This window comes from Treponema sp. OMZ 788, assembly GCF_024181245.1.
Taxonomy (GTDB): domain Bacteria; phylum Spirochaetota; class Spirochaetia; order Treponematales; family Treponemataceae; genus Treponema_B.
On sequence record NZ_CP051199.1, the window covers coordinates 298,843 to 323,768 of the forward strand.

Sequence of the window (24,926 nt, forward strand, 5' to 3'; positions counted from 1 at the left end):
TCTTTATGAATATTTTAGAAAACACGCTAAAATCGATTAAACCCGTTTCGGAAGAAGAGGGGAAGAAGGCTAAGCTTTTTTGGGACAGTCTTGCTCATCCGCCGGGCTCCTTGGGTGAACTTGAAGAGATGACGGTCAGGCTTGCAAAAATCAAGGGGCTTGACAACCTAAAAATCGATAAAAAAATAACGGTTGTTTTTTGTGCCGATAACGGGGTCTATGCGGAAAAAATTACCTCCCAGCCCCAGATTACCACATTCTTGCTTGCCGAGATTATGCACACCGGAAAGACGGGTTTAGGTGCCGTTTCAAAATGGGCAGGAAGCCGCATCAGGGTTTACGATGTCGGGATGATAAAAACAAGTGAACGGAAGGATGTCATCAACAAAAAGATAAAATGCGGTACAGAAAATATAGCCCAAGGCTCTGCGATGAGCAGGGAAGACTGCATCCGTATGATTGAAACCGGAATAGAGGCTGCCTTTACCATAGCCGATGAGGGCTTTGATATTGCCGGAATAGGGGAGCTCGGAATTTGCAATACTACCACAACGGCCGCAGTTCTTGCAGGCCTTTGCGGGGTAGATCCTGAGCTGACTGTCGGGCGCGGTGCTTCTACAACACAGGCGATGTATGAGCTGAAGATTAAGACCGTAAAGAAAGCTATCGAAATAAATGCTCCCAAAAAAGGGGATGCGGTAGACTGTATTTCGAAGGTCGGAGGCTTCGATATCGCGGCAATGTGCGGCTGTTACATAGGTCTTGCTGCCCGCGGACTTCCTGCCGTAATCGACGGCTATATTTCCGGCCTTGCAGCCCTCTGCGCCATAAGCTTAAATCCTCTTGTAAGAGATTACCTTTTTGCTTCTCATAAGTCGGAAGAAAAGGGGGCTAAAATATGCACAGCGGAACTTGGTCTTGAGCCTGTTCTCGGCATGAAAATGAGGCTCGGCGAAGGAAGCGGCTGTCCCCTTCTATTTAAGATGCTTGAAGGGGCCGTTTTCACAATGCAAAATATGGGAAAATTTACCGAAACCATGATAGACGGGGCTGATTTGGTGGATATAAGAGTATAGAAAATGGAAAAAATGAGTAAATTTTAAATAAAATATTGTAATTTTATACATTTATATATATAATATTAGGTGTGAAAAATAGGCCTGTTTTTTTCTTGTTATTTCTCATGATTTTTTCTCTTTTAAATTCATGCAAGCAGTGGATGGCCGATTTGGATAATATATTTTCCTATTGGGCATCTACTGTCATGCTTGATATGGATAGTGTTCCCGGCTTAATTTCCGATAATCAAGGATATTTTTATACATCAAGTGATTCAAATAAATCGATAAATTTAAAAATTATAAACCCAGGCAGTAATCAACTAAAAATGCCTGGTGATCACGATGCCCCTGCCGACATAGTAACCTTTGCAAACGGAGTTTCCGGTTCCTTAAGTTCCGGTACTCCTGTTTTTGATAACGATTATGCTCTAAGGCAATTAAATGCAAATAATTTGGAACTTACTCTTACTCAACAATTTTTAGAAAAATATGAATGGGGAATTAAAGAATTAAATCCTGCAATTACCCTTTACAATCATGATGGAAGAAAATTCGGAACATATACTTTAAAACTTCTTGTAAACACTCCTCCTAAGGAACCTGAGTATAAGGATCTCGGTAGAGTTGAAACTGAAGGCAAATGGTACTATGTTATCTGCCTTAAAGCCTCCGAGATGGAAAAATATATAAATAACGAGCTTTTGCATAAGGATCTTGAATTTCTTCAAATAAATTCAAATGATGGTAAATCTGAAAAAATTAAGATTAAAATTAATGAAGCCGGTAACGATTTTAATATAGCCGGATCAAAACTTATATCGGCAGCAGCCGTTAAGTCTCTAACCGGAGCGGCACCTACAGACATAGGGCTTAGTCATGAAAAATGGATGCTTTGTTATAAAACCGATGTTGAAGTCGGCGGTACACGTAAAAAATACTCAATACAATTAATTGACAAAGCCGGCCTTTGCTCTCCTGAAAAACCAGTAGACCTAATAAAGCCTGAAGTTATAAATGTTTCCGGCGAATGGAAAAACTTAAAACTTGCCGTTGAAAATGCTAAAGATGGCGACACAATAATTATAGACGGAAGCATTACGGCTAAAAATGATGGTACAAATTTTGGAGAAATTATCATAGATAAGAATCTAACTATAAAGGGAAAAAACGGAAAAAATACCGATAAGATAAATGCAAATAAAGATACTGGGGGAAAACCCTCTCACCGTATATTCAAACTTGAATCAAATAAGGAGCTTATACTTGAAGGCTTAACTCTTACCGGCGGTCGTTGCAGTAATGATGATGAAAATGGAGCTGCTGTTCTTTCTTCAGGTAAATTAAAGGTTAAAAATTGCATCTTTAGTGATAATTCTACAGGCTTAACTCATAATATGGGTGACGGAGGTGCATTATATATTCAAAATGGTAATTGTGAAATAGATGATTGTGATTTTTATTACAATAATGCAGCCAGAGGCGGGGCTATATATGTAGGTACGAACGGTTCTTGTAAAATAGGCATAAAAGAAAGTCAAGAAACTAGAATTTATAAAAATCAAGCTTCTGATGGGGGCGGTATCTATATAATTTCAACGAAATCTGACGGATGTATTATAAATAAGGGAACAGTTATAGGCGGTGAAGATGCGGATAATGAAAATATAGCACTAGGAGGAGCTCAGATAGAAGGCAGGGGAGGGGCTATATATATAGGGTTAAACGCAAACTGTATTATTAACGGCGGCGTAGAGATAAAACACAATAAGGCCAGGCAGGGAGGCGGTATAGCTTGCGATTTAGGCAATCTTAAAATTGCAGGCTCTCAAAATGAGACTGTAAAAATTATAAATTGTAGGGCAAATGCTAAAGATACATCAAATAAATGTGGAGGAGGTATTTATATAAACGGAGGTGAAGTAAATATAAATTATGCCCTTATTCAAAAAAATATCGGATATGAAGGCGGCGGCGGTATATATGTAGACTCTGTGAGAGCTTTATCTATCAAATCTTCATCTATCGTTAATAATACTGCGGGATTTGAAAATGTTAACAGCATAATAGGTAATGGCGGCGGTATGTACATAAAACACATAACATCCATAATTAAAATAAATGATTCGTTAATTTCAAAAAATAATGCAAACGGACACGGCGGCGGCATTTATATGGAAGCTCAGTTATATAGTGCAGAGTTTAAAGATACGATGATTAGCAATAATATTATAGCAAATAATGGAGAAAGGATACATAAGGGCGGAGGAATCTATATTGGCTCTGCATCGAAAATATCGTTTTTGGGATGCGATGTTCAGAATAACAAAATAAAACCTGTAAACAATTCTCAAAAACAATATGGAGCGGGTATCTATATCGAAGATACATCTGCTTTTTTATCTAATACTATGTGCACGGTATCGGATTTGGAAGCAGATAGCGGTAATAAAGGCACAATTATTAAAGAGAATTCATTTGAGAATATTCGTGATGATCAAGCTTGCGGAAGCGGTATTTATGTGGGTAAAAATAGAATTTTGCATATAACCAGAACTCAGCAATTGTCTCAAGTTATGCCGATAAAGACGGGGACAGCTCTTAACCGCAATGATGTATATACGGTAGTTGAGGGTTCCAATTCCGGTAAGATAAGGTATTCGGGCAGGGGGCTTGGTGCGGCAGCACAAATAACTCCTTCCCAATATTCAGAACAAGAAATATTGAGTGGAGAAGAAAATGCTTCATGGCACGAGATTTTCCCTGTAACAGATCAAGCCGGAAACAGTCCAATAAAATGGATAGTCAACGCAGATGGCCGTCTCAAACCGTTAGTAACAAGCGGTAAGTAGGCCGATTTAAAAAATGTTGTTGAAACAGGCTCTAGCCCGATAGTTTACTCTTTAGGTAAATATAATTTGCCTGCCGGTCATCGGCATATCAATAAAAATCTGTCAAAATAATGAGAATAGATAATAATACCGAGTTGAACCGCTTGAAGGATAAAATTTTACCATAGCTGATTCAGTGGCAAAGATAAGGGCGGCAGATTAGTGCATAATGTGAATTCCCTATTGACTAATTCTTTTCTTTATAGTATTATGCGTTCTTACCCCTGTTTTCATTAAAATATGGGGTTTATATTGAAATTTTGGGTTAATCCCGGGAGGTTTATGTGGTAAAGATCAGACTAAAGAGACTCGGAACTAAAAAACGCCCTTATTATCGAATTGTTGTTCAGGATGCCAGAGAGCCCAGAAACGGCAAAACCATCGATGAAGTCGGCATTTATCATCCGATCGAAACGGCAGAAAAGCAGATTTCTTTTGATGCCGATAAGGTTAGAAACTGGTTGGGAAAAGGCGCACAGCCCACCGACACGGTTAGACGCTTACTTAACAAAAAAGAATTCACTCTATAAGTGTAAAATCACTTGAAGAAGTGAAAAGGAAAACAAAATGCAAAAAGATTTAATAGAATACATTGCCAAATCCCTTGTTGACGATCCTTCCGCCGTAACGGTATCGGAAAGCGAAAACGAAAAGGGCACTGTCATCGAGCTTAAAGTAGCCTCCGGCGACATCGGCAAGGTAATCGGAAAGCAGGGAAGAATCGCAAAGTCGATCAGAACCTTGCTGAGTGCAAGTGCAGGAAAGTCGGGAAAGCGTTATTCGCTTGAAATTGTAGACTAATAATGGATTTGCTGGCAACAGGACGAATCTGCGGTACCTTCGGGGTCGAAGGATTTGTAAAAGTTGAAAGTTTTTCCGGGGAATACGGGCATTTTTTAGGATTTGACAGAGTTTTTTTAAGTATCCCGCAGGAAAAATTAAGAGAGCAAAAGTATAAAGACGGCTGGTTTGAAATTGAAGAAGTTAATTTAAGAAAGGCCGATGCTCTCATAAAATTTAAGGGGATAGACAGCCCCGAAGCCGCCAAGTGTTTGACGGGTTCGGAATTGTTTATTCCTAGGGACAAGGCCGCCCCCCTTGAGGAGGGTGAAGTTTATGTCCATGATCTTTGTAATTGTGATCTTGTATGCGAAGGAACTCTTGTTGGAAAAATAACAAGTGTAGCAGAAGGCGGAGGCGGTTACCTCTTAGAAATAGCCGGCAAAACCTCCGAGGCTGCTGCGGAATCGAGCTTTTATGTTCCCTTTAACAAGGAATTTATCGGAAAAATCGACTTAAAGGCTAAAACCGTGGAGCTCATGCACCGCTGGATTCTTGAATGAGATTCGATGTGCTGACCTTATTCCCCGAAATACCCGAAGCTTTTTTTAAAACTTCGATTATGGCTAAGGCTGTAGAAAAGGGAATTATTAGCTGCAACTTGGTAAACATCAGAGACTTTGCCTTTGACAAGCACCGCTCATGCGATGACATCGTTTACGGCGGGGGAGCCGGAATGTTGCTCTTACCGGAACCCTTAAGCCTCGCATTGGATTCGGTTAATGCTTCTTCTAAAAGAGTAATCTATGTTACTCCTTCCGGGAAGCCCTTCAACCAAGAGCTTGCAAAAGAGCTTTCTTTAGAAGAAGAGCTCGTCTTTGTCTGCGGAAGATACGAAGGCATCGATCAGAGAATTATCGACGAATATGTCGATGATGAAATCTCGGTCGGCGACTACGTTATGTCCTCAGGCGAGCTTGCTGCCCTGGTGATAATCGATGCTGTTTACCGCCTGATAGACGGAGTTATATCGGATGAGTCGCTTGAAGAGGAAAGTTTTTCAGGATTTTTGCTTGAGTATCCGCAATATACAAGACCAAGAAATTTTAAGGGAAGAGAGGTTCCCGAAGTGCTCCTTTCAGGACACCACCTAAACATCCATAAGTGGAGGCTGAAAAAGCGTATCGAAAAGACGCTTAAAAACCGACCCGAACTTATCGAAAAAGCAAGAAATTGCGGAACGTGGACAAAGGAAGCAGAAAAAATATTTAAGGAGTTTGAAAATGAGTGATCTTATTATGAAAATTGAAGCTCAGCAAAAGGCTGAAAACCCTCCCGTTTTCCGCGTAGGAGATACGGTTAAAGTTCACTTTAAAATCGTTGAAGGAAAGACCGAGCGAATTCAGGTTTATGAAGGCTTGGTAATCTGTTTTAAAAATTCCGGAATCGGAAGAACATTCACTGTACGAAAAAATTCTTATGGTGTAGGCGTTGAACGCGTTTTCCCTCTTCATTCACCTCGAATTGCCAAGGTTGAAGTGGTACGCCCCGGAAAGGTACGCCGAGCCAAGCTTTACTATATCAGAGACAAGGTAGGTAAGGCCGCTAAGATTAAGACCCTTATCACCAAAAAGAACTCATAGTTTTGAGTTTAAAATTTTAAATCAGCGAAAAACTTCGTGATTTATACGGACGGTACAAAACTTTTTTTTACCGCTTCAAGACGGGCTGACTCAGCTTCGATGAGCTTAAAAAACGGCGACATTGTAAATGCCAAAATTTTAAGCTTAAAGACGGACGGAGCAGCCCGTATTTTTTTTAACGGCCATATTTTTGAGGGGAATGTTTCAGGTACTCTCAAAGAAGGCACCAGCTTAAAGATGCGGGTGTTGATAGAGGGAGACAGAATTTTTCTCTTCCCCGAAAAAGGAAACGAGGCATCTTCTTCAAAGGATGTCTTTTCTAAACTTGGTCTCCCTCAAAACGAATTAATCTCAAACATTATCGCCTTTTTTACCGCAACAGAAAGCCGTCTTGACGAAAAATCGATAAACCGCATTTTTAACTTTTTGCACAAAAAAACAGACAAGCCTGCAGGCAAGGCCTCAGACCGGGCATCTTTAAAAGAAAAAGAAAGAGGAGCCTTTGCCGCCTCCCTCATCGAAAGCAAGGGACTTGAACTTTCCGATGAGCTTTTTTCTCAAATCTATGCAGCTGTTTTCGGCGGCGGCAGAGATAAAAATGACGATGAGGTCTTGGAGATGATAAACCATTTAAAAGGCGGGGGACTCCATTGGATTATCCTTCCCTTTGAAAGAGAATTCGATTCTTCCAAGGCAGCCGGTTCCTTGGCCCTCTTGCTGAATATAGGCTTAAAAGAACTTAAATCTCTGGTACTTAGGTGCAATTTTAAAAAAGAATCTTCCGATGAAGGTGAATCTTGGATCTTTTCTTTGCAGGATAAAGAGTTTTCATTTATGCGTGAAAACGCTGAGCTTTCTCAAAAAGAAAAAGCCGATTTGGAAAAACTTTTTACTTCCTGCTTAACGGAAACAGGCTTTTTCGATTCGGAAACCTCCTCCGTTTTTGTCCGCTATGGGGAACCGTCAAAATGCGGACCTCCTCTATCAGTAGATTTAAGGGTTTGATATTTATTAAATAATCTTAATTAAAATCAGGTCTATTTTACCATATTAAAGTTTTTCTATATTTTCGGCTTGACAGAATTTTAAACTCAGTTTAGAATTCTAGTATGGTTGGAGGTAGTGTGATGAAAAAATTATTTATGTTTCTATTAACTTTGCTTGTAGGTATATCTTTGTATTCTGAAGAGAAAATTAAAGAAGCCAAAGAAGATGATGAAAATTTTTCTTATTATTTGACTGTCGATCAGCTCATCAATAAAAGTCTTTTTAAAAATAAAAGCTTAATTTCTGAATACTCAAAAAATTTAAGTTCTGAGCAAATTTTATTACTGCAAGAAAAATACAAAAAAAATATAATACGACCTCTTTTACTGAATATTTTTATTGGGTTCGGAAGCGGTAATTTTGCTTGCGGAGATATTGTAGGAGGATGTGTACATGCCGGAATTGATATTTTGGCGACATCTCTTGGTATTGCATTTTATATTCATGGTATGAAAATCTTTCTTAGTCCTTCCTTATATCACAAGGAAGCTCTGGCTTCAGATTTGAAAAAATTTAAACATTGCTCTTTATGGTGGTATCACAGCCGGCATTATTGCTATAGTAAACCGTGCCGTTTCGTATTTTACGTCAAGCTTATATGTAATAAATTACAATAAAACATTGAATTCGGTTTTGATAAAAAAAACCGACAAGGTATCGTTTACTCCTATGCCGATAATAAGCCCTAAAGGAATGGGCCTTGCATTGAATATAAGATTTAATTGATAATTTTTTTAAATTCGGCCGTTGAGCTTGTTTTTTTTCCTTTTTTGCTATATTATAGCTTTACAATTTTTGCCTAAAATCGGCGGCTTTTTATGGAAATAACTGAACTTGAAAAACAAGTCTTAAAACAAGAATATCCGCAAGTAAGCCTTACGGACGATCTTGATATTGAAAGATATTTTGAACTTAGAAAAACCGGACGCTTAAACGAAGCCCTTTTATTATATAACGGAAAATTAAAGCGGAAATATCCTGATGATGTGATGCGTTATGATCTTATGTCATCATATCGGCAGGGTTCGCAACATTTTCAGGAATTACTGACTGCAAATTTAATTCAGCTTGCTCAAAAAACCATCATGCAGATTAAGCAGGTAATAGGTTTTATTACCGAAAGAACGGCCAATCTTGATACAAACGATGTTTACAATGTTGTTCAAGAATGCGAAAAAATAGTTTCAGCCGTTTCTTCCGACAGGTTTGCTTCGATTTCGTTTACCGAAAAATATGCTCGCTATGCGGATATCATAGGTTTTAAACAGGCGGCTATGAAAAAATCGGCAGAGCTTATCCGCCTCTATGTTACCGATACCCTTTCATCAGTAAAGGCTTATCGTGATGAGCAGGCCGAAATTTTGTTACAGCAAAAAAGAGAACGGGCTGCCTACAAGCCTCCTAAAACTTTTGACTTTTCCAGAATTGTTTTTACAAAAGAACAAATAGATGCGATAATTATTTCTCCCGATATTAAGAGAATAGAAGATCAGGTTATAGCCTACACCTTAAAGTATTGGCCGGTTTATGCTGACGGCGGATTTGAAAATATTGTCTTGCTGTACAGCCGAAAATATAAGACCAATAATTTTAATATTTTTCAAGCCGTAAAAATCGGAAGGTTTAGAAGCTGGAAGGATGAAGAAATTTTGCAGGCCGTTTTATTGAACCTTGTAAACGGTTACTACTACAGCATAAGCGGAGACCTTTATCTTCAAAGAGAATGGGCCAGAGTAAAACTTTCTATTGAGCCTGTAAAAAAGAAAGAAGAAATTATTGATAAGACCTCCGATGAAGAAGCTCCTTTAAAAGAGAAGGTAAAACCTAAAAAAGAAAAAAAGACTCCCAACAAAAAAGCTGAAAAGAAAAATCTGAAAAAACTTACAAAAACTTCAGGAGCTGCCGGGCAAAAAGATAAGACTGCACCAAACAATGAAACTGCTAAGGATAAAAAAGCCGAGGAAGTTAAAAATGCAAAAATCGAAAAACAGAAATCCGAAAACATCAAACTTGAAAAAGAGAAACTTAAAAAGGATATTGTAAAAAAAGAAAATCTTACAGAAACTAAAAAAGAAGAACCTATTTTGAGTTCTTATTTTGAAAGGCCTAAACTTGAGATGAATCCTTCAGGCTCCATATCCGAAATGATTAAGACCATGAGAGGCGATAAATATCAAATTCACAAGGGCCTCTTTTTTGAAGGCATAAGGCCTTCAATCAGAAAGGTTCTTGAAAGGTCCGCTGTTCAAAAAATTTCGATGTTCGGTAACGAGCAAAACGATGCCGAGAATTTTATCTACGATTTCTTTGATGAAAACTACGATAATCCTTACCAAAACTGGGGCATCTCCGAGCAGAGGGTTCAAGTATTAAAATTAGGCTTCGATGTAAAGACCTTGGAGCCGATAATAGAGGACTGGATTAAGGGGCTTAAGCTTTAATTTCCCGTTTTAAGTTATAGAAACTTTCCCATTTTTCTGATATACTCACCCTTCCTATGAATGAATTTACTGAAGGTCTTAATCCCGAACAGTTTAAAGCCGTTACGACAATTAACGGGCCCGTGCTTATAATTGCGGGGGCCGGTTCGGGGAAAACACGCGTTATCACTTTTAGAATTGCCCACATGCTCGACAAGGGAATTCCTCAGTCTCAGATTTTGGCCCTCACCTTTACCAACAAGGCCGCTAAGGAAATGGCAGATCGGGTAAAGGAACTCACCGGTAAAAAACTTCAAAACCTGACCGTGAGCACCTTTCACGCCTTTGGAGTCAAGGTCCTGCGTGCCCATATCGACAAAATAGGCTGGAGGAGTAACTTCAGTATTTATGACGAGACCGACCGCAATCAGCTGATTAAAGAATGCGGAAGGGAGCTTAAATTTTCGGCGGATGCCTTGGATGTTTACAAGGTCGGCATTCTTTTTTCAAACATCAAAATGGGAAGAAAGGATTGGACAAACGAACATGATTCGTACAAGGCTCTTTATAAAGAATATCAGGAAGGGCTTAAACTTTACAATGCCGTAGATTTTGACGACCTTATAATGCTTCCCATAAAAATATTTAAAGAACACCCCGAGGTCTTGGCGGAATACCGCGAAAGATACCAATACATAATGGTTGACGAATTTCAGGACACCAGCACCCAGCAATACAATTTTATGAAGCTCATCGCAGACAAAAATATCTGCGTGGTAGGCGATGACGATCAATCTATTTATTCGTGGAGGGGTGCGAGCTTTGAAAATATCCGCACCTTTGAAAAAGACTTCCCCGAAATGGTTGAAATAAAACTTGAACAAAACTACCGCTCCACGGGTACAATCTTAGCTGCCGCAAACGGAGTAATTTCTCATAACGTAAACCGCAAGGTTAAGGCCCTTTGGTCGGAAAAAAGATTCTGGTCGGCCTATCGAAATTTTTATACCCGAAAACGAGGCTGCTGAAGCCGACTTTATTTCGGACATGATTTTAAGCTTAAAGCAAAGGGAGGGCTTTAAATATTCAGACTTCGGAGTTTTAATCAGGGCCAATAGTTTAAGCCGCCCCTTGGAAGAATCCTTTTTGGAAGTAAACATTCCGTATAGAATGTCGGGGGGAACAAGTTTTTTTCAGCGTAAGGAAATAAAAGACCTTATAAGCTATCTGCGAGTGGTTGCAAACCCCGACGATGATGTAAACCTCTTGCGCATTATAAACACGCCTAGGCGGGGCATAGGCAAAAAAACTCTCGAAACCCTTTCGGCCCTCGCAACCGAAAATGAGTGCTCTATGCGGACGGCCATACGTCTCCTCCTTGAAAATCCTCCTGAGGATATGAGGGGAAAGAGTATCGAAGACTTAAAAGAATTTGCCGAGCTTATAAGCACTCACCGCACCCATCTTCTTTCGGGGAAGGGCCTTGCTCAAAAGGTAAGAAAGCTCTTGGACGACATTGCCTATAACGAGTACCTTATCGCCGAGTATCAAAAAAAGCGAAAAGGCCGCCCAATTTAAAATGATGAACATCGAAAGTTTTTTACGCTCGATGGACGATTGGGAAAACAACCCCGACAATTGGGACGCAAGCCTATACGATTATCTTAACCGTATTACCCTTTTAACCCGCGACGATACTGAAGAAGATAAGGGTGAGGTAAACATTATGACCATTCACTCTTCAAAGGGCTTGGAGTTTCCTGTCGTATTTATTGCGGGAGCCGAGGACGGCCTTATTCCCCATGCGCGGAGTGTTGAAGAAAATGACGGAGATGTCGAAGAAGAGCGCCGCCTTTTCTATGTTGCCATTACGAGGGCTCAGCAAAAACTTTTTATCACAAGCTGCCGGCAAAGGCGGAAGCAGGGAGGAATCGCCGAATGTGCTCCCTCTCCCTTTTTGGATGAAATTCCTTCCGACCTTGTCGAATACCACGAGCCCGACGCCCAAGCCGAAGAAGAACGCATCGCCGATATTTTCAGCCAAATGAAAAAGAAGTTTTCGATGTAGGGAAAAAGATTTTGTTACAATAAAACAATCAAGGATTGGGCCGTCTCCCCCCTTTACACAAGCCCCCAAAAGTGTTAGGCTGATTGCCGTAAAGACTCAACACTTTTATGGAGGTTCTATGCACTATCTTGAAAGATTTAAAAAATATATTTCGATGGACACCAGGTCCAATGAAGAAAATGAATGCTGTCCCAGCACTCCCGGGCAGCTTGAACTTGGAAAATATCTTGCAAAAGAATTGACCGATATGGGTTTAAAGGCCGAGCAGGATAAGCACGGCTATGTTTATTCGTCCCTTCCTGCAAACACCGATAAAAAGGTTCCCGCAATCGGCTTTATAGCTCACATGGACACGGCTCCGGACTTGGACGGAAAATGTGTCAATCCTAAGGTCTTTGTATACAAGGGCGGGGATATTAAACTCAACGATGAGTACACCATGACCGTCAAAGATTTTCCCTTCTTAAAAGAGCTTGAAGGGCAGGAGATTATCACAACCGACGGAACGACCCTCTTGGGTGCCGATGATAAGGCGGGCATTACGATTATCATGGGTGCTGTCGAATATCTTTTGGCTCATCCCGAAATTAAACACGGCGAAATAAAAATCGGCTTTACCCCCGATGAAGAAATCGGAAGAGGTGCCGACCTTTTTGATGTAAAAAAAATTCGGAGCGGACTTTGCTTACACTGTAGACGGCGGCCCCTTGGGTGAGCTTGAATACGAAAACTTTAATGCTGCAAGCGTTAAGATTGAGATTCAGGGAAAGAATGTGCATCCCGGTTCTGCAAAGAACACGATGATTAACTCCCTTTCTGCAGCGCGTGAATTGGAAAACATGCTTCCCGAAGAGCAAAAACCCGAATACACCGAAGGCTATGAGGGTTTTATTCATTTAACCTCTATCGAAGGCAGTGTCGATTTTACAAAGATGTCCTACATTATCCGCGATCACTTTATGGAAAGCTTCCTTCATAAAAAAGAACTTATGAAAAATGCAGTTGATTTTTTAAATAAAAAATACGGAAACATAATCAAGATGGAGATGAAAGATTCTTATTACAACATGAAAGAAAAAATCGAGCCCCACATGGAAATAATCGAGCTTGCAAAAAAATCGATGACTGATGTTGGTATCGAATCCCATATAGTTCCGATAAGGGGAGGAACTGACGGAGCCCGTCTTTCTTTTATGGGGCTTCCCTGTCCTAACCTTTTTGCAGGCGGCTATAATTTTCACGGCCGCTTCGAGCTCATCCCTACAAAATCTATCGAAAAGGGAATTGAGCTTGTTGTAAAAATTGTAGAGAACAACGCCAAGTAAAAGAATCGCACCGTAAAAAATACTATTAAATCTTTATTCGATAAATAATAATACTTGACATTTTAGTGGTATAGTATTACCATAACATCAAGGATTATTCCGAATTTAATAGGCGTTTTGGAAATAAAAAAGTTAAGCTTGCTGCACAGATTATCTGTTCAGCGGCTGTTGCAGACGAATCTTCGGCAAAAGGCTGGAGATAGGTGACTTATGTGGTTGTTATGCCTATAGACCGGCTTATAGGCAAAATAAAGAATATTAGTCATTAAAAATTAAAATTATTACAAGACTCGATTCCGTAATTGTATTTTATGGATAGAGTCTTGTAGTATGCTTTTAAATTGGAGGTGCACCAATGAAAAAAATACTTATCCCCCTTTTATGTATTGTAGTCTGTGCGGTAAATAGTTTTGCAGCGGAAATAGTTTTTTCTCCGGGTATAGGATTGTCGGCGTATAGCGTGCGGAGTTATGAACTTATTATAACCGGAGAAAAAATTGAGCTTTCAGATAAGGCTGTAACATATACCCTTCCCGCTCCTTCGATGGGGCTTGATGCACATTTTATTCATGAAAAAACCGGTTTTACATTCAGTCTTATTAATAATGCAGCATTTCCTATTACAATGTATAAAAGAGGCGGATTCGGTAATGAAACAATCAAAACAAAAGGTTTTATATGGGACGGTCAAATGCTTTTTGGTTATACATTCGGAGTAAAACAGCCCTTCAGTATTCATGCCGGTATCGGTCCCGGTCTTGCATCAGGTAGGTTTTGGACTCACCTAAATAAACAGAGGCTTGAGAATTTTTATCATGCATGGACACCGATTGCTTTGCATCTCGGCTTTCAATATATTTTTACAAAATATTTCGGCATTACTGTAGGCTTGCATGATATGATAAGTTTTTCAGGGCTTGTACTTAGTAAGGAAAAATCTAATATTGCAGATGACAATAATAAAATCGGCGGGACAGTCGGCTTCGGTAATATTTTTACTTTAAGGATAGCAGCAACTTTTAGAATTTAACTTAGTTGTTTTTTTAATACAGCCTAAAGTTCGCTTATTTTTTTTCCTGCCCCGCTAAACTTAAAGGCCTAATGCCTGATCTTGTTTCTTATCCTTGTCGAAGATACTTCCAAAATAATTGCCGTGCCGAAAATCAGATATGATATAAAGCCGACTTCACTCATATTAAAGTTTAAGGAGCCTGCCATAAAAAGCTCGTAACCTATTCCGCCGGCTCCTGCAGCTGCACCCACGGCAACGGCATTCCCAAAGTTAATCTCAAACCTAAAAAAGCTCCACGAGATTAAATTGTTTATTGAAGCAGGGAGGACGGCTTGACTTATAATTTCGATATAACTTGCCCCGCAGGCTTTTAAGGCATCAATCGTTTTTTTGTCTATGCCGTCAAAGCTTTCCGAAAAGCCTTTTACAAGGTAGGCTGTGCTGTGAAAGCTCATACCGAGGACGGCGGCTTCCGCTCCGATGTTTGCGGTTACCGAAAAAATTAAAACCCAAATAATGGTCGGCACCGAGCGGATAAGGGACATTGCCGTTCTTACGATTTTTACAAGATACTTGTTTGAAAGATTTTCCGAGGCGGCTATCCCTAAAAAGAAGGCAAGCACAATTCCGAACACTGTAGTTAAAAGGGCAAGGCTTAAACTTACCAAAAGAGAAAAAAAGATTTCCGTATAAGAATATTTTTGCGAGAGCTTTGGGTAAATAAATAAGTCCTTTGAATATTCTGCAAATTGTAAAAAGGCTTTTTGAATTCCGTAGTTCGGTTTTTCTATTTTAAATAAGGTTATGATTGTAAGGCAGGATAAAAAGATGAGCACAAGTAAAATTAAAAGCCTTTGTTTTGAGAATTTTTTTATCTTTATTTTTTTGTTTGCCTGTCTGATTTTTTTTTCTTGTTCAATCATAAAAGAATCCGCCTTATTTTATTTGAAAGAATATCGATAAATAAAACTACGATTATCAGGCTAAAAATAATAAGGCCTGCACTGTTATACCTGAAACTTTTAAAATAAAGATTGAATAAAAAACCGATTCCCGTTCCGGTTAAAATTCCTATGAGGGCCGAGTCCCTCACATTTGTTTCGATCGTATATAAGAGCCACGAAACAAGGCCGGGTGCTATGCTTGGGAAGACCGAATTAAAGAGGGCCGGAAAATACGGAACGCCTGCAGCACGCAAGGCTGTAAAGGACTCCTCGCTTGTTTCATCTATCATCTCTTTAAAAGCCCTTACAAGATGCCCGAAGGTAATTATAAAGAGGGCCAAAAAACCGGTAAAGTTATTTTGTTTAAACGAGAACAATAAAAGCATGGCCCATGCGACAAGCGGAATGTTTCTTAAAAAAGAAGCTGCCAAGGTAAGGCCTATTTTAAAAGGCTTATTTATGCCTGTGGTTTCGGAGCCGAGTAGGGCAAGGACAAGCGCAAAAAGGGCGGCTGCCGTAGTTGCCGAAGCTGCTATCACGCAGGTTTCGCCCAAGGTTTTTATTATAACCGGAGTGTGTTTTAAACTTTCACTGTCGGGGATAAAATTTTTTATAAGCCAAACTATCGCAAGCGGAAACTTAAAAATTGCTCTAAGGTCTTTAAAGCCCGTTATATTTGCCGCAAAGTAATAAATTAAAATAAGGCTTAAAAGAATTAAAATTGCTTTTAGTTTTTTTCTTGCAAAAAAGATTTGCTTTTTTTCCCAAGAGTATGAGGCCGTTTTTTTATGATAATGCCTTCTATGCCTTTTTTCCTCTGCGTGAATTTTTAAATCGAACTTCATAAAGTTTTTTCCTCACTGCATTTAGAAGAATTTGTAACATAAGAATTCTCAATAGAAGAATCTGTAATAGAGGACTGTGTAAAAATTTCCTTATGGAGGATTTCATCATTTAAAGAATCAGGCCTTCCGTCAAAAACTATTTTACCGCTATTGAAGGCTATTATTCTATCCGCATATTTTTTTGCGGCCTCCATTTGGTGAAGACTTATAAGGCAGGCTATTTTTTTTCTTACTGCAAATTCTTTAATATAGTTTAAAACTATTTCTGAAGATTGAGGGTCGAGGGAGGCTATGGGTTCATCGCATAATAAAAGTTTCGGATTTTGCATTAGTGCCCTTGCAATGCCTATCCTTTGCTTTTGGCCGCCGCTTAATTCGCTGCATCTTTGAAAGGCAAAGTCTTCCATGCCCACAGTTTTTAAAAGGGCAAAGGCTCTTTCCTTTTCTTCTTCGGTGTAAAGGCCTAGGGCTCCGCGGTAGGAGGGAATTGAACCTAGGCAGCCGTGGAGGACATTTTCGACGGCATTAAGCCGCTCTACCAGATTATAGTTTTGAAAAATCATTCCTATTTTTGAGCGGTATTGCCTTAATGCTTTTCCTTTGAGCCTGTTTATTTTTTCTCCCAAAAAAATCACATCTCCCTCATCCGGCTCAACCAAGCGGTTTATACATCGAAGCATCGTAGATTTTCCGGCACCGGAGAGCCCTATTATTGCAGCAATTTCTCCTTCTTCTATTTTAAAAGAAATGCTTTGCAAGGCTCTTCGTCCTGAAGGATAAGTTTTTGAAATATTTTTAAGTTCAAGAATCACAAGGCTTACCTCCAAAAAAAATTAAAGACTCTTCCTAAGTTTTTTAGAAAGAGTCTTGTGATTAAGCTAGTTTAAGAGATTAGCACATTGTGGCATACATAACGGCTTTGATTGTATGCATGCGGTTTTCGGCTTCATCAAAAACAACCGATTTATGAGATTCGAAAACCTCGTTTGTTACTTCCATTTCGGGAAGACCGAATTTTTTGTGAATCTCCTGACCCTTTGTTGTCTTTAGGTCGTGGAAAGAGGGGAGGCAGTGTAAGAAGATTGCATCCTTGTCTGCATTGTCCATAGCGGCCTTGTTTACCTGATAGGGCTTTAAAAGCTTAATGCGCTCTTCCCATACGCTGTCGGGTTCACCCATGGATACCCAAATGTCGGTATAAAGAACATGGGCACCCTTTGTTCCATCATTTACGTTTTCTGTGAGGGTTACGCTTCCGCCTGTCTGGGCTGCGATTTCTTTTGCAGCTGCCACCAAGTCTTCGGTGGGGAAGAGGTGCTTGGGTGAACATGCAGTAAAGTGCATTCCCATCTTTACACAAGCTATCATGAGGGAGTTGGCTACGTTGTTTCTGGCATCTCCCATGTATGTGAATTTAAGCCCCTTCAAATATCCGAAGTTTTCTTCGATTGTAAGAAGGTCTGCAAGCATTTGAGTGGGGTGGAAAAGGTCGGTCAAGCCGTTCCATACGGGAACGCCTGAATACTCGGCCAAGGTTTCTACAAGCTCCTGGCTGAAACCTCTGTACTCGATACCATCATACATTCTTCCTAAAACACGGGCTGTGTCTTCGATAGATTCTTTGTGTCCCATCTGTGAAGAATTGGGATCAAGGTAGGTAACGCCCATCCCTAGGTCATAACCTGCAACTTCAAAAGAGCAGCGTGTTCTTGTAGAGGTTTTTTCAAAAAGAAGAACGATATTTTTTCCTTCGAGGTATCTGTGAGGAATTCCTGCCCTTTTCATGTCTTTAAAATTTTTTGAAAGGTTGAGTAAATAGCGGATTTCGTCTGTAGTAAAATCCAACAATTTTAGAAAGCTTCTTCCGCGCAAGTTCTTTGCGCTCTTTCCGCGAATTTCTTTAAGCATAGTTTTAACTCCTTAAGATGCTATTGATGAATATTTTAACTATATCAGCTTTTGCAAAAATAATCCAGTACCTTTTATGTACCTAGATCCTATTCTCCTATCTTCCTCCAATGCCAGCCGAATACTGAATGGGCATTGGTTACTACCATAAAGGCTTTAGGGTCATTTTGAGCTAGATAGCTTTTTAGTTTTACAAAGTCTCGGCGGCTCATTACGGTCTGGATAACAGAACGCTCAGTATGTGTATATGCTCCCGTCGCTTTGTATACATTTGCCGACCGGCCGAGCTCTACCATAAATCGGCAAAGCTCATCAGGTTTTTCTGTATTTATTACGCAGTACTTGCTTACATTTAGACCGTCAATTGTAGAGTCTATTACAAGGCCGTTTATGATAACTCCTACAAGAGAGAACAAAGCTATTTCCGTTCCGTAGGCAAAGCCTGCGAAAACGGTAATCGTAAAATCGGTAAGCAAGCATCCCTTCCCTAAGTCGAGGCCGAAATATTTTTGAAAAATCATTGCAAAGATATCGCTTCCTCCGGTTGAAGCATATTGGTTTAAAACTATGCCTACACCGCCGCCGTAAAGTATGACAGCAATAATAAGCTGTAAGAATTTATCGTTTACAATAGGAGCTTGAAGAGGAACTAAAATTTCCAAAAGCCATACGGCTCCTGAAAGCCCAAGGCTTGCACAAACCGTTTTAAGACCGAATTTGTTTCCGATGATTAAAAAGCCTAGGGCAAACAAAAAAATGTTTACTACTACAAGTAAGGCTCCTGTAGAAAGCGGCAGGTATTTTGACAATACCAAGGCCATACCGGTTGCTCCTCCCAAAGACAGTTTTGAAGGCAGCAAAAAGAAATGAATGCCGGATGCTATCATCAAAACTCCGCAAACAATGTAAAAAAAACTCGATAATTTTTCTTTCATTTTTTTTCCTTTAAAATAAAAATTAATCTATATATTATTTAAACTTGAAAAATAGCTAAGTTCAATAATTTATCTATTTTTGATTTCCAAAATTTTGGCTGTCTTTTTTTTCCAGTTTCCCGAACAATAGTAAATGAAGGTTAAAAGACAGCCTGCAGCCGAACCTATAGAAACGGCGAGCCAAATTCCGTCCGAGCCTAAGTATCTTGATAGAACAGCAGCGGCCGGTACCCTAAAAACCCACATAGCCATCAGGGTAGAAATCATCGGAAAAACAGTCTCTCCTGCTCCGCGTATAACTCCGTTTAAGGTAAAGGTTATCGTATTAAAAAAATATGCAGGGGCAACTATTATCAGGTATCGGGCTCCCAATGCGATTACTTCGGGATTATTGACAAAAAGATGCATAACGCTTTTGCCGAAAATTACTATTGCAGTAGTAGCCGTAACTGTAATTCCCAGTGCTAAAAGTAATGAGGCATGCAAACCTCTTTTTACCCTGTCCAGTTTTCCGGCTCCTATGTTTTGACCCGTAAATGATGAAAGGGCAACGCCGATATTTAGGGCCGGCATAACTATAAAACCGTCAAGTTTTCCTGCGGCCGAATAAGCTGCTGCCGTTTGTGTGCCGAAGGTGTTTACAATCGAAAGGAGGGCCATAAAGCCTCCGCCGACCAAGGCTTGCTGAATCCCTGAGGGGAAGCCCATTTTGACGGACTGCATACATATAATCTTATCGAACCTTAGTTTAAAAAAGTTTACTCTAAAGGCTTCGTATTTTTTTCTTGAATAAAGTATAAGCCAAAAGCATGAAACGAATTGTGCTATCACCGTTGCTATTGCAGCTCCCGCAATTCCCCATTTAAATACTATTACAAATAAACAGTCAAGGCCTATGTTTATTAAGGTAGAAATTATCAGGGCATAAAGAGGAGTCATCGAGTCGCCGAAACCTCTCAGCATGGCAGTAAAGGCATTATATATAAACAAAAAAATCATTCCGCTAAAAATCAGCCTTAAATAAATAAGGGCTTCTTCAAATACATCCGAGGGTGTGTTCATCATCTTTAAAATGTAGGGAGCCAAAAAGATACCGATGACCGTAACTATAAGACCTGCCCAAAACAAAATCAATATGCTTGTTTGAATTACCTTGTCTATTTCTTCGTGTTTTTTTGCTCCTACAAATTGAGCTATTAAAATATTACAAGCCATTGTAAAACCTATGACAAGTGATATAAAAATAAACCATACCGGAAAAGAAATTCCTACGGCTGCAAGTGCATGGTCTCCTATGTTTTTTCCTACTACAATGCTGTCAACCACATTATATAATTGCTGAAAGATATTGCCTAAAAGCATCGGTAAGGAAAAAAGCGTTATTTGTTTTAGCTCATTTCCTTGAGTTAAATTTTTCATATTAGCATCCTTATAAAATAAAGAGATTTATTTACTTGTCATGTTTACAATGTCGCTGTGAGTTGAGGCTGTTTCAGTATCTGCAAGAAGCATATTCATTCTTTCAACATACATCTTTGAAGGCTCATCATCAGGGGCGACTTCCAAACACTTGTTAAAAAGGTTAAGGGCTTTTTGATATTCCCTTTGTCTGTAAAAATCTATTGCATTTTCAAATATGCCTACAAGCCTTATCATTTCGGAATCGGCCTCCGATTTTACTGCCATAACATTGTAAAGCTGAACCGGAGTATTGATACCTACAACCCTTACGCGGTCGAGGCGGCGGCCTAAGAAAGCATCATTAGTTTCGTTCCATGTAGATTCGGATGCCAATATCCATGTGCCGTATTTTTTGTTTACACCTTCAAGACGGGCTGCAAGGTTTACATCATTTCCCATGATAGTGTAGTTCATCTTTTTTTCTGTGCCCATGTTGCCGACAACCATTTCTCCGGTGTTTATTCCTATGCGCGTAAAGATGGGCATGGGAATGTCTCCTGCGTCATAAAGCTGCTTATTGAGTTCTTTTTCTGCCTGCTTCATCCTGATTGCGGCAAGGCAAGCCCTGTAAGCATGATCCGGTAAGTCTGTCGGCGCTCCAAAAAAGGCTACGATGGCATCTCCAATGTATTTATCTATTGTGCCTTTTTCATGTAGAATTAAATCGCTCATTTGTGTGAGGTAAACGTTTAAAACCGAAACTAAATGCTCAGGCGTAATTTTTTCCGAAAGGGTAGAGAAGGATTTTATGTCGGTGAACAGAGCCGTAATTCTTTTTTGTTCTCCGCCAAGAGTGAGTTTGTCGGGGTCGGAAATAATTTCGTTTACAACATCGTCCGAAAGATAAACACCGAAAGCTTTTCGTAAAAAACCTTTTTCTTTTTCACTGAAAATAAAGTTAAGTAAGAGGATTACTATAAAGCTGATAACCACCGTTACAACCGGAAGAAAGAGCTGAAGGTATATCTTGCCGAATACGAATAAAAGAATTCCCAAGGAAAGAGTTAAGCTTAATAACACGATTCCGACAAGTACCTTGATAAAACCTCTTTCTACTTTTTTTTAGAATAAAGGCTGTAAAGATTGCTATTACAAAAGCAAGGATAATTGAAACCCATTTTGGAAGAGGAGTTATAAAATCCTCATTCATGATTGTGTTGTAAATATTGGCATGGGTACCTACATTAGGATATGACTTCCAAAAGGGGTTAACACCCAAATCGGATGTTCCTACACCGCTATATCCTATAATTGCAAAGGCATTGTTACAAAAACCTTTGATATAGTTTATATGATCGGAATAGTTTTTATATTCTTCTTTTGCCTTTGTAAAAAGGTCTGCAGCATAGGCTTCTATCGTATCGTATTCGGTAGAGCCGCTTTGTTCTTTTATTTTTGCAAAAAGTCCGATGATTTCCTTATCGAAATCTCCGCTTAAAAATTTGCTGTAATTATCAAAAAAAGAGTCCCGGGCTGTAAAGTATTCTTTAAAGTCTTGCCTGTTTTTATTTAGTAACTCATTCTTCCATTCACCTAGTCTTGAATATTCACTTTCTAAAGAAGTAACTGCACTATGATAAGACAGGTATCCTTCAGCAGTTCTGATTTGCAAATTTTTTATGGCTTCCAAAAGTGAAACTAAATTCTTTTCCATTATGTCGGCATAGGTAAGGGCATAAACCGATAGACTTTTAAAACTGCCGTTTTCGGGGTTGTCGGTATCGGCAAAGCGTTTTTTTAGCCAATTGATTAAAAGGTTTCCATCCTCATCAAGAGGGATTATAAGATCCTTTCTTTTTTCCAAATCGGACGGATCCTTGGCATTTTTCAAAATCAGGCGTCTTCCCGTACGGATAATTTTTTCCGGCTCAAGGATGTGAAGGATTGGAGTAAAAACCAGCTGGCCTATGTACCTGCCTTCATATTCAGTTAAAAGAGAAATGCGGCGGCGTACACCGTCCTCGTCTATAACTACATTAGGAAATCCCGCCCCTCTTGCATATTTGAGTATCGGCATAATAGCCGGTGCCATACCGTACTCTTCATTTGCTGCCTTGCGGTTTGCCAATGTTTCTTTTTTTAAAAGACCTGCCTCATCTTCGATATTTGTAAACAAGAAATTATTATAGGCAAAGTCTTTTAGTTCCTTTGTTTCGCTGCTTATGTTTATGTTTACTGCGTTTATGGTTAAAAAAGAATTTTCAAAAAAACCGGCTGCAGCCCCCATATAAACATCATTATCCCTAAAAACATTATGTTTAATTGAATCGGAAAGCTCCTCAATCCTTAATTGAAAATAGTCGGACATATCCTTTCCTATTGTTTTTACTTCAGAAAGCGGAATGTTTTTGCTTGCGACGGCATCCGAAAATTCTTTTATATATTCTCCGAATTCCTGACGGACGGCCGCATATTCTTTGGGAAGCTCATGCTCGACATAAGCATTATTTGCACCTGCCCTTCCTGCGGACAGATATTCAATATCGAAAACGGCAGCCTTGCCGCCGGCCTCCTTTAAGCGAATTAAAACATCGGCTAAGACATCCCTCGACCAAGGCCAGGAACCTACTTGCTCTATGGAAAAATCGTCTACATTTAAAAGGAGAACTTCGCTTTTTTCTTCGATTTCAGGTTTAAGTCTTAACATTGCATCGTAGACTTGGTTTTCAATATTTCTTCCTAATTTAATAAAGCTGAAGGCCGTAAAAATTAAAAACACAATTATTGCTATTATAAAATTAAGATTATTTTGCAAAAAAACTGCAAATGCCGATTTACTCTTTTTCTTTTTCGACCATAGCTTTCTCCTAATACTTTATAAATTGAGGATTATAAATTCCATTATAATGTAAAAATTATTAAAAAACAAGCCTTTATATAGATAGACTTTTATTATATTTTGAGGTATTATAGTTGATAATATTACTTTTCATTTTTAAGGAGATATATAATGAAGATATTGGTTATCAACTGCGGAAGCTCTTCTTTAAAGTATCAGCTAATTGATATGACTAACGAAGATGTTTTGGTAAAAGGCCTTGTCGAAAGAATCGGTATTGAAGGTTCTCGCATTAAGCACGAAAAAAAAGGAATGGATGCCGTTTTAATTGAAGAAAAAATGGATGATCACAAAAAGGCTATTCAGCTTGTTTTGGATGCACTCATCGACAAAAATCACGGCGTTGTAAAATCTATGGACGAGATTACGGCTGTAGGTCACAGGGTAGTTCACGGCGGAGAAGAATTCAATAAGTCCGTTCTTTTAGATGACAGGGTAATGGCCGGTATCAAATCATGTATCGACCTTGCTCCCTTGCACAACCCTGCAAATATTATGGGAATTGAAGCTTGTAAGGCCCTTATGCCGAACACTCCCATGGTAGGAGTTTTTGATACGGCCTTCCATCAAACAATGCCTGCAGAAAACTATATCTATGCTCTTCCCTACGAGTATTACGAAAAATATAAGATCCGCCGCTACGGCTTCCACGGAACATCTCACCGCTTTGTTTCAGAAAAAGCTGCCGAAACACTTAAAAATAATTCGGCCGATTTTAAGGTTATTACCTGCCACTTAGGAAACGGCTCCAGCTTGGCAGCCATCAAAGGCGGAAAATGTGTAGATACCTCAATGGGCCTTACTCCCCTCGAAGGTTTAGCAATGGGAACCCGCTCCGGCGACCTCGACCCTGCAATTCTCCCCTTTATTATGAACAAGGAAAAACTTTCAGCCGATGACATGAGCAATGTTTTAAACAAAAAGTCCGGCGTTTTGGGTATTTCCGGTGTAAGCAGCGACTTCAGGGATATTGAAACTGCCGCAAAAGAAGGAAACAAGAGGGCTCAGCTCGCTTTGGATGTTTTCTGCAACAGAGTCAGAAAATACATAGCTTCTTATGCAGCCCAGCTCGGCGGAGTGGATGCCTTAGTATTTACAGCCGGTATAGGCGAAAACTCGATCGAGCTTCGAGAAAAAATCTGTCACGGTTTGGAATTCCTCGGAGTTGAACTTGATTCCGAAAAGAACAAGGTAAGGGGAAAACTTACCGATGCCAGCAAGGCCTCATCAAAGGTTAAGGTTCTTATAATCCCCACAAACGAAGAGCTTATGATTGCTAAGGACACAATGTCATTGGTAAAATAAAACTCTTTTAAACTAAAAGAAAAAGGCGGGGCTTTAAACAAGACCCGCCTTTTTTTAATAAGCTTTTATCTGTCAGATAAAAACGCTAAACCTTATTCTATAACGGCAACCAAATCATTTGCTTTTAAAATCAAATGATCGACACCGTCAAGCTGAATTTGAGTTCCGGCATACTTGTCGTGAATAACTTTTTGTCCGACTGAAACCTTAATCTTTTCTTTGTCATCTCCTACAGCTACAACAACACCTCTTTGGGTTTTTTCTTGAGCTGTGTCGGGAATGATGATTCCGCCGGCAGTTTTTGTTTCTACGGCATCCGGTTTTACTAAAACTCTGTCTCCTAAGGGTTTAACTTTCATCAAAAGACCTCCTGAAAAATTAAAAGAACACAAAAGCAATATTTGTGCCTTTTTGGCACTCTTTTTTGTGTTTTATTTCGGGTTGT

General features: G+C 39.4%; 19 protein-coding genes and 3 pseudogenes. 14 read left to right on the top strand and 8 right to left on the bottom strand.

Annotation, left to right across the window (positions count from 1 at the left end; translation table 11 throughout):
• The first annotated feature begins 5 nt into the window (after window positions 1–5).
• The 13 genes and pseudogenes from cobT (at window position 6) to E4O00_RS01390 (ending at window position 14,262) form a co-directional block, all read left to right on the top strand.
• On the top strand, window positions 6–1,076 hold the full coding sequence (cobT, locus tag E4O00_RS01330; protein ID WP_253678211.1) for a nicotinate-nucleotide--dimethylbenzimidazole phosphoribosyltransferase: 1,071 nt from the start codon (window positions 6–8) through the stop codon (window positions 1,074–1,076).
• A gap of 152 nt (window positions 1,077–1,228) precedes the next feature.
• Entirely contained in the window at window positions 1,229–3,910 is a 2,682-nt protein-coding gene (locus E4O00_RS01335) for a right-handed parallel beta-helix repeat-containing protein (protein WP_253678212.1), read from the top strand.
• A 323-nt stretch (window positions 3,911–4,233) separates the two neighbouring features.
• Window positions 4,234–4,479 carry a 30S ribosomal protein S16 gene (rpsP, locus tag E4O00_RS01340; protein WP_010692354.1) on the top strand — a complete coding sequence of 82 codons (246 nt, stop codon included), beginning with the start codon at window positions 4,234–4,236 and terminating at the stop codon, window positions 4,477–4,479.
• Between the two features lie 37 nt (window positions 4,480–4,516).
• Window positions 4,517–4,750, top strand: coding sequence for a KH domain-containing protein (locus tag E4O00_RS01345; protein WP_002670215.1), 234 nt, complete (start codon window positions 4,517–4,519; stop codon window positions 4,748–4,750).
• 2 nt (window positions 4,751–4,752) lie between these two features.
• On the top strand, window positions 4,753–5,292 hold the full coding sequence (rimM, locus tag E4O00_RS01350; RefSeq protein ID WP_253678213.1) for a ribosome maturation factor RimM: 540 nt from the start codon (window positions 4,753–4,755) through the stop codon (window positions 5,290–5,292).
• A complete protein-coding gene (gene trmD / locus E4O00_RS01355) occupies window positions 5,289–6,020 on the top strand; it encodes a tRNA (guanosine(37)-N1)-methyltransferase TrmD (RefSeq protein WP_253678214.1) in 732 nt (243 codons plus the stop codon). Before rimM ends, trmD begins: the two co-directional genes overlap by 4 nt.
• Window positions 6,013–6,372 (top strand): 50S ribosomal protein L19, encoded by a 360-nt coding sequence (gene rplS, locus E4O00_RS01360; protein ID WP_002670222.1) that lies wholly within the window; start codon window positions 6,013–6,015, stop codon window positions 6,370–6,372. The genes trmD and rplS overlap by 8 nt, the downstream gene beginning before the upstream one ends.
• A 36-nt stretch (window positions 6,373–6,408) precedes the next feature.
• Entirely contained in the window at window positions 6,409–7,377 is a 969-nt protein-coding gene (locus E4O00_RS01365) for a hypothetical protein (RefSeq protein ID WP_253678215.1), read from the top strand.
• 122 nt (window positions 7,378–7,499) lie between these two features.
• A complete protein-coding gene (locus E4O00_RS01370; RefSeq protein ID WP_253678216.1) occupies window positions 7,500–8,036 on the top strand; it encodes a P13 family porin in 537 nt (178 codons plus the stop codon).
• A gap of 201 nt (window positions 8,037–8,237) precedes the next feature.
• On the top strand, window positions 8,238–9,860 hold the full coding sequence (locus tag E4O00_RS01375) for a hypothetical protein (RefSeq protein ID WP_253678217.1): 1,623 nt from the start codon (window positions 8,238–8,240) through the stop codon (window positions 9,858–9,860).
• A gap of 56 nt (window positions 9,861–9,916) precedes the next feature.
• Window positions 9,917–11,907 (top strand): annotated as a pseudogene (locus E4O00_RS01380) (ATP-dependent helicase).
• Window positions 11,908–12,025: 118 nt separating this feature from the next.
• A pseudogene (pepT, locus tag E4O00_RS01385) lies at window positions 12,026–13,232 on the top strand (peptidase T).
• A 355-nt stretch (window positions 13,233–13,587) separates the two neighbouring features.
• Entirely contained in the window at window positions 13,588–14,262 is a 675-nt protein-coding gene (locus E4O00_RS01390; protein WP_253678218.1) for a DUF2715 domain-containing protein, read from the top strand.
• Between the two features lie 68 nt (window positions 14,263–14,330).
• On the opposite strand, the gene E4O00_RS01395 is transcribed toward E4O00_RS01390, so the two are convergent.
• From E4O00_RS01395 to E4O00_RS14075, 7 genes and pseudogenes are all read right to left on the bottom strand, one after another.
• Entirely contained in the window at window positions 14,331–15,167 is an 837-nt protein-coding gene (locus tag E4O00_RS01395; RefSeq protein ID WP_253678219.1) for a PhnE/PtxC family ABC transporter permease, read from the bottom strand.
• The gene (locus E4O00_RS01400) at window positions 15,164–16,033 is read right to left on the bottom strand and encodes an ABC transporter permease subunit (protein ID WP_253678220.1); all 870 of its coding nucleotides are present in this window, start codon (window positions 16,031–16,033) and stop codon (window positions 15,164–15,166) included. The genes E4O00_RS01395 and E4O00_RS01400 overlap by 4 nt, the downstream gene beginning before the upstream one ends.
• Complete coding sequence (gene phnC / locus E4O00_RS01405; RefSeq protein ID WP_253678221.1) at window positions 16,030–16,845, bottom strand: phosphonate ABC transporter ATP-binding protein; 816 nt, start codon at window positions 16,843–16,845, stop codon at window positions 16,030–16,032. Before phnC ends, E4O00_RS01400 begins: the two co-directional genes overlap by 4 nt.
• Window positions 16,846–16,924: 79 nt before the next feature.
• Window positions 16,925–17,941 (bottom strand): ornithine carbamoyltransferase, encoded by a 1,017-nt coding sequence (gene argF, locus E4O00_RS01410; RefSeq protein ID WP_253678222.1) that lies wholly within the window; start codon window positions 17,939–17,941, stop codon window positions 16,925–16,927.
• Window positions 17,942–18,030: 89 nt separating this feature from the next.
• Window positions 18,031–18,876 (bottom strand): YitT family protein, encoded by an 846-nt coding sequence (locus E4O00_RS01415; protein ID WP_253678223.1) that lies wholly within the window; start codon window positions 18,874–18,876, stop codon window positions 18,031–18,033.
• 69 nt (window positions 18,877–18,945) lie between these two features.
• The gene (locus tag E4O00_RS01420; protein ID WP_253678224.1) at window positions 18,946–20,295 is read right to left on the bottom strand and encodes an MATE family efflux transporter; all 1,350 of its coding nucleotides are present in this window, start codon (window positions 20,293–20,295) and stop codon (window positions 18,946–18,948) included.
• A 27-nt stretch (window positions 20,296–20,322) separates the two neighbouring features.
• Window positions 20,323–23,149: pseudogene (locus E4O00_RS14075) on the bottom strand (CHASE2 domain-containing protein).
• A gap of 138 nt (window positions 23,150–23,287) precedes the next feature.
• Here E4O00_RS14075 and E4O00_RS01435 point away from each other — a divergent pair.
• Window positions 23,288–24,481 (top strand): acetate/propionate family kinase, encoded by a 1,194-nt coding sequence (locus tag E4O00_RS01435; protein ID WP_253678227.1) that lies wholly within the window; start codon window positions 23,288–23,290, stop codon window positions 24,479–24,481.
• Window positions 24,482–24,573: 92 nt separating this feature from the next.
• On the opposite strand, the gene E4O00_RS01440 is transcribed toward E4O00_RS01435, so the two are convergent.
• Window positions 24,574–24,840: a co-chaperone GroES gene (locus E4O00_RS01440; protein ID WP_253678228.1), complete on the bottom strand. Its 267-nt coding sequence runs from the start codon at window positions 24,838–24,840 to the stop codon at window positions 24,574–24,576.
• Window positions 24,841–24,926 lie beyond the last annotated feature (86 nt).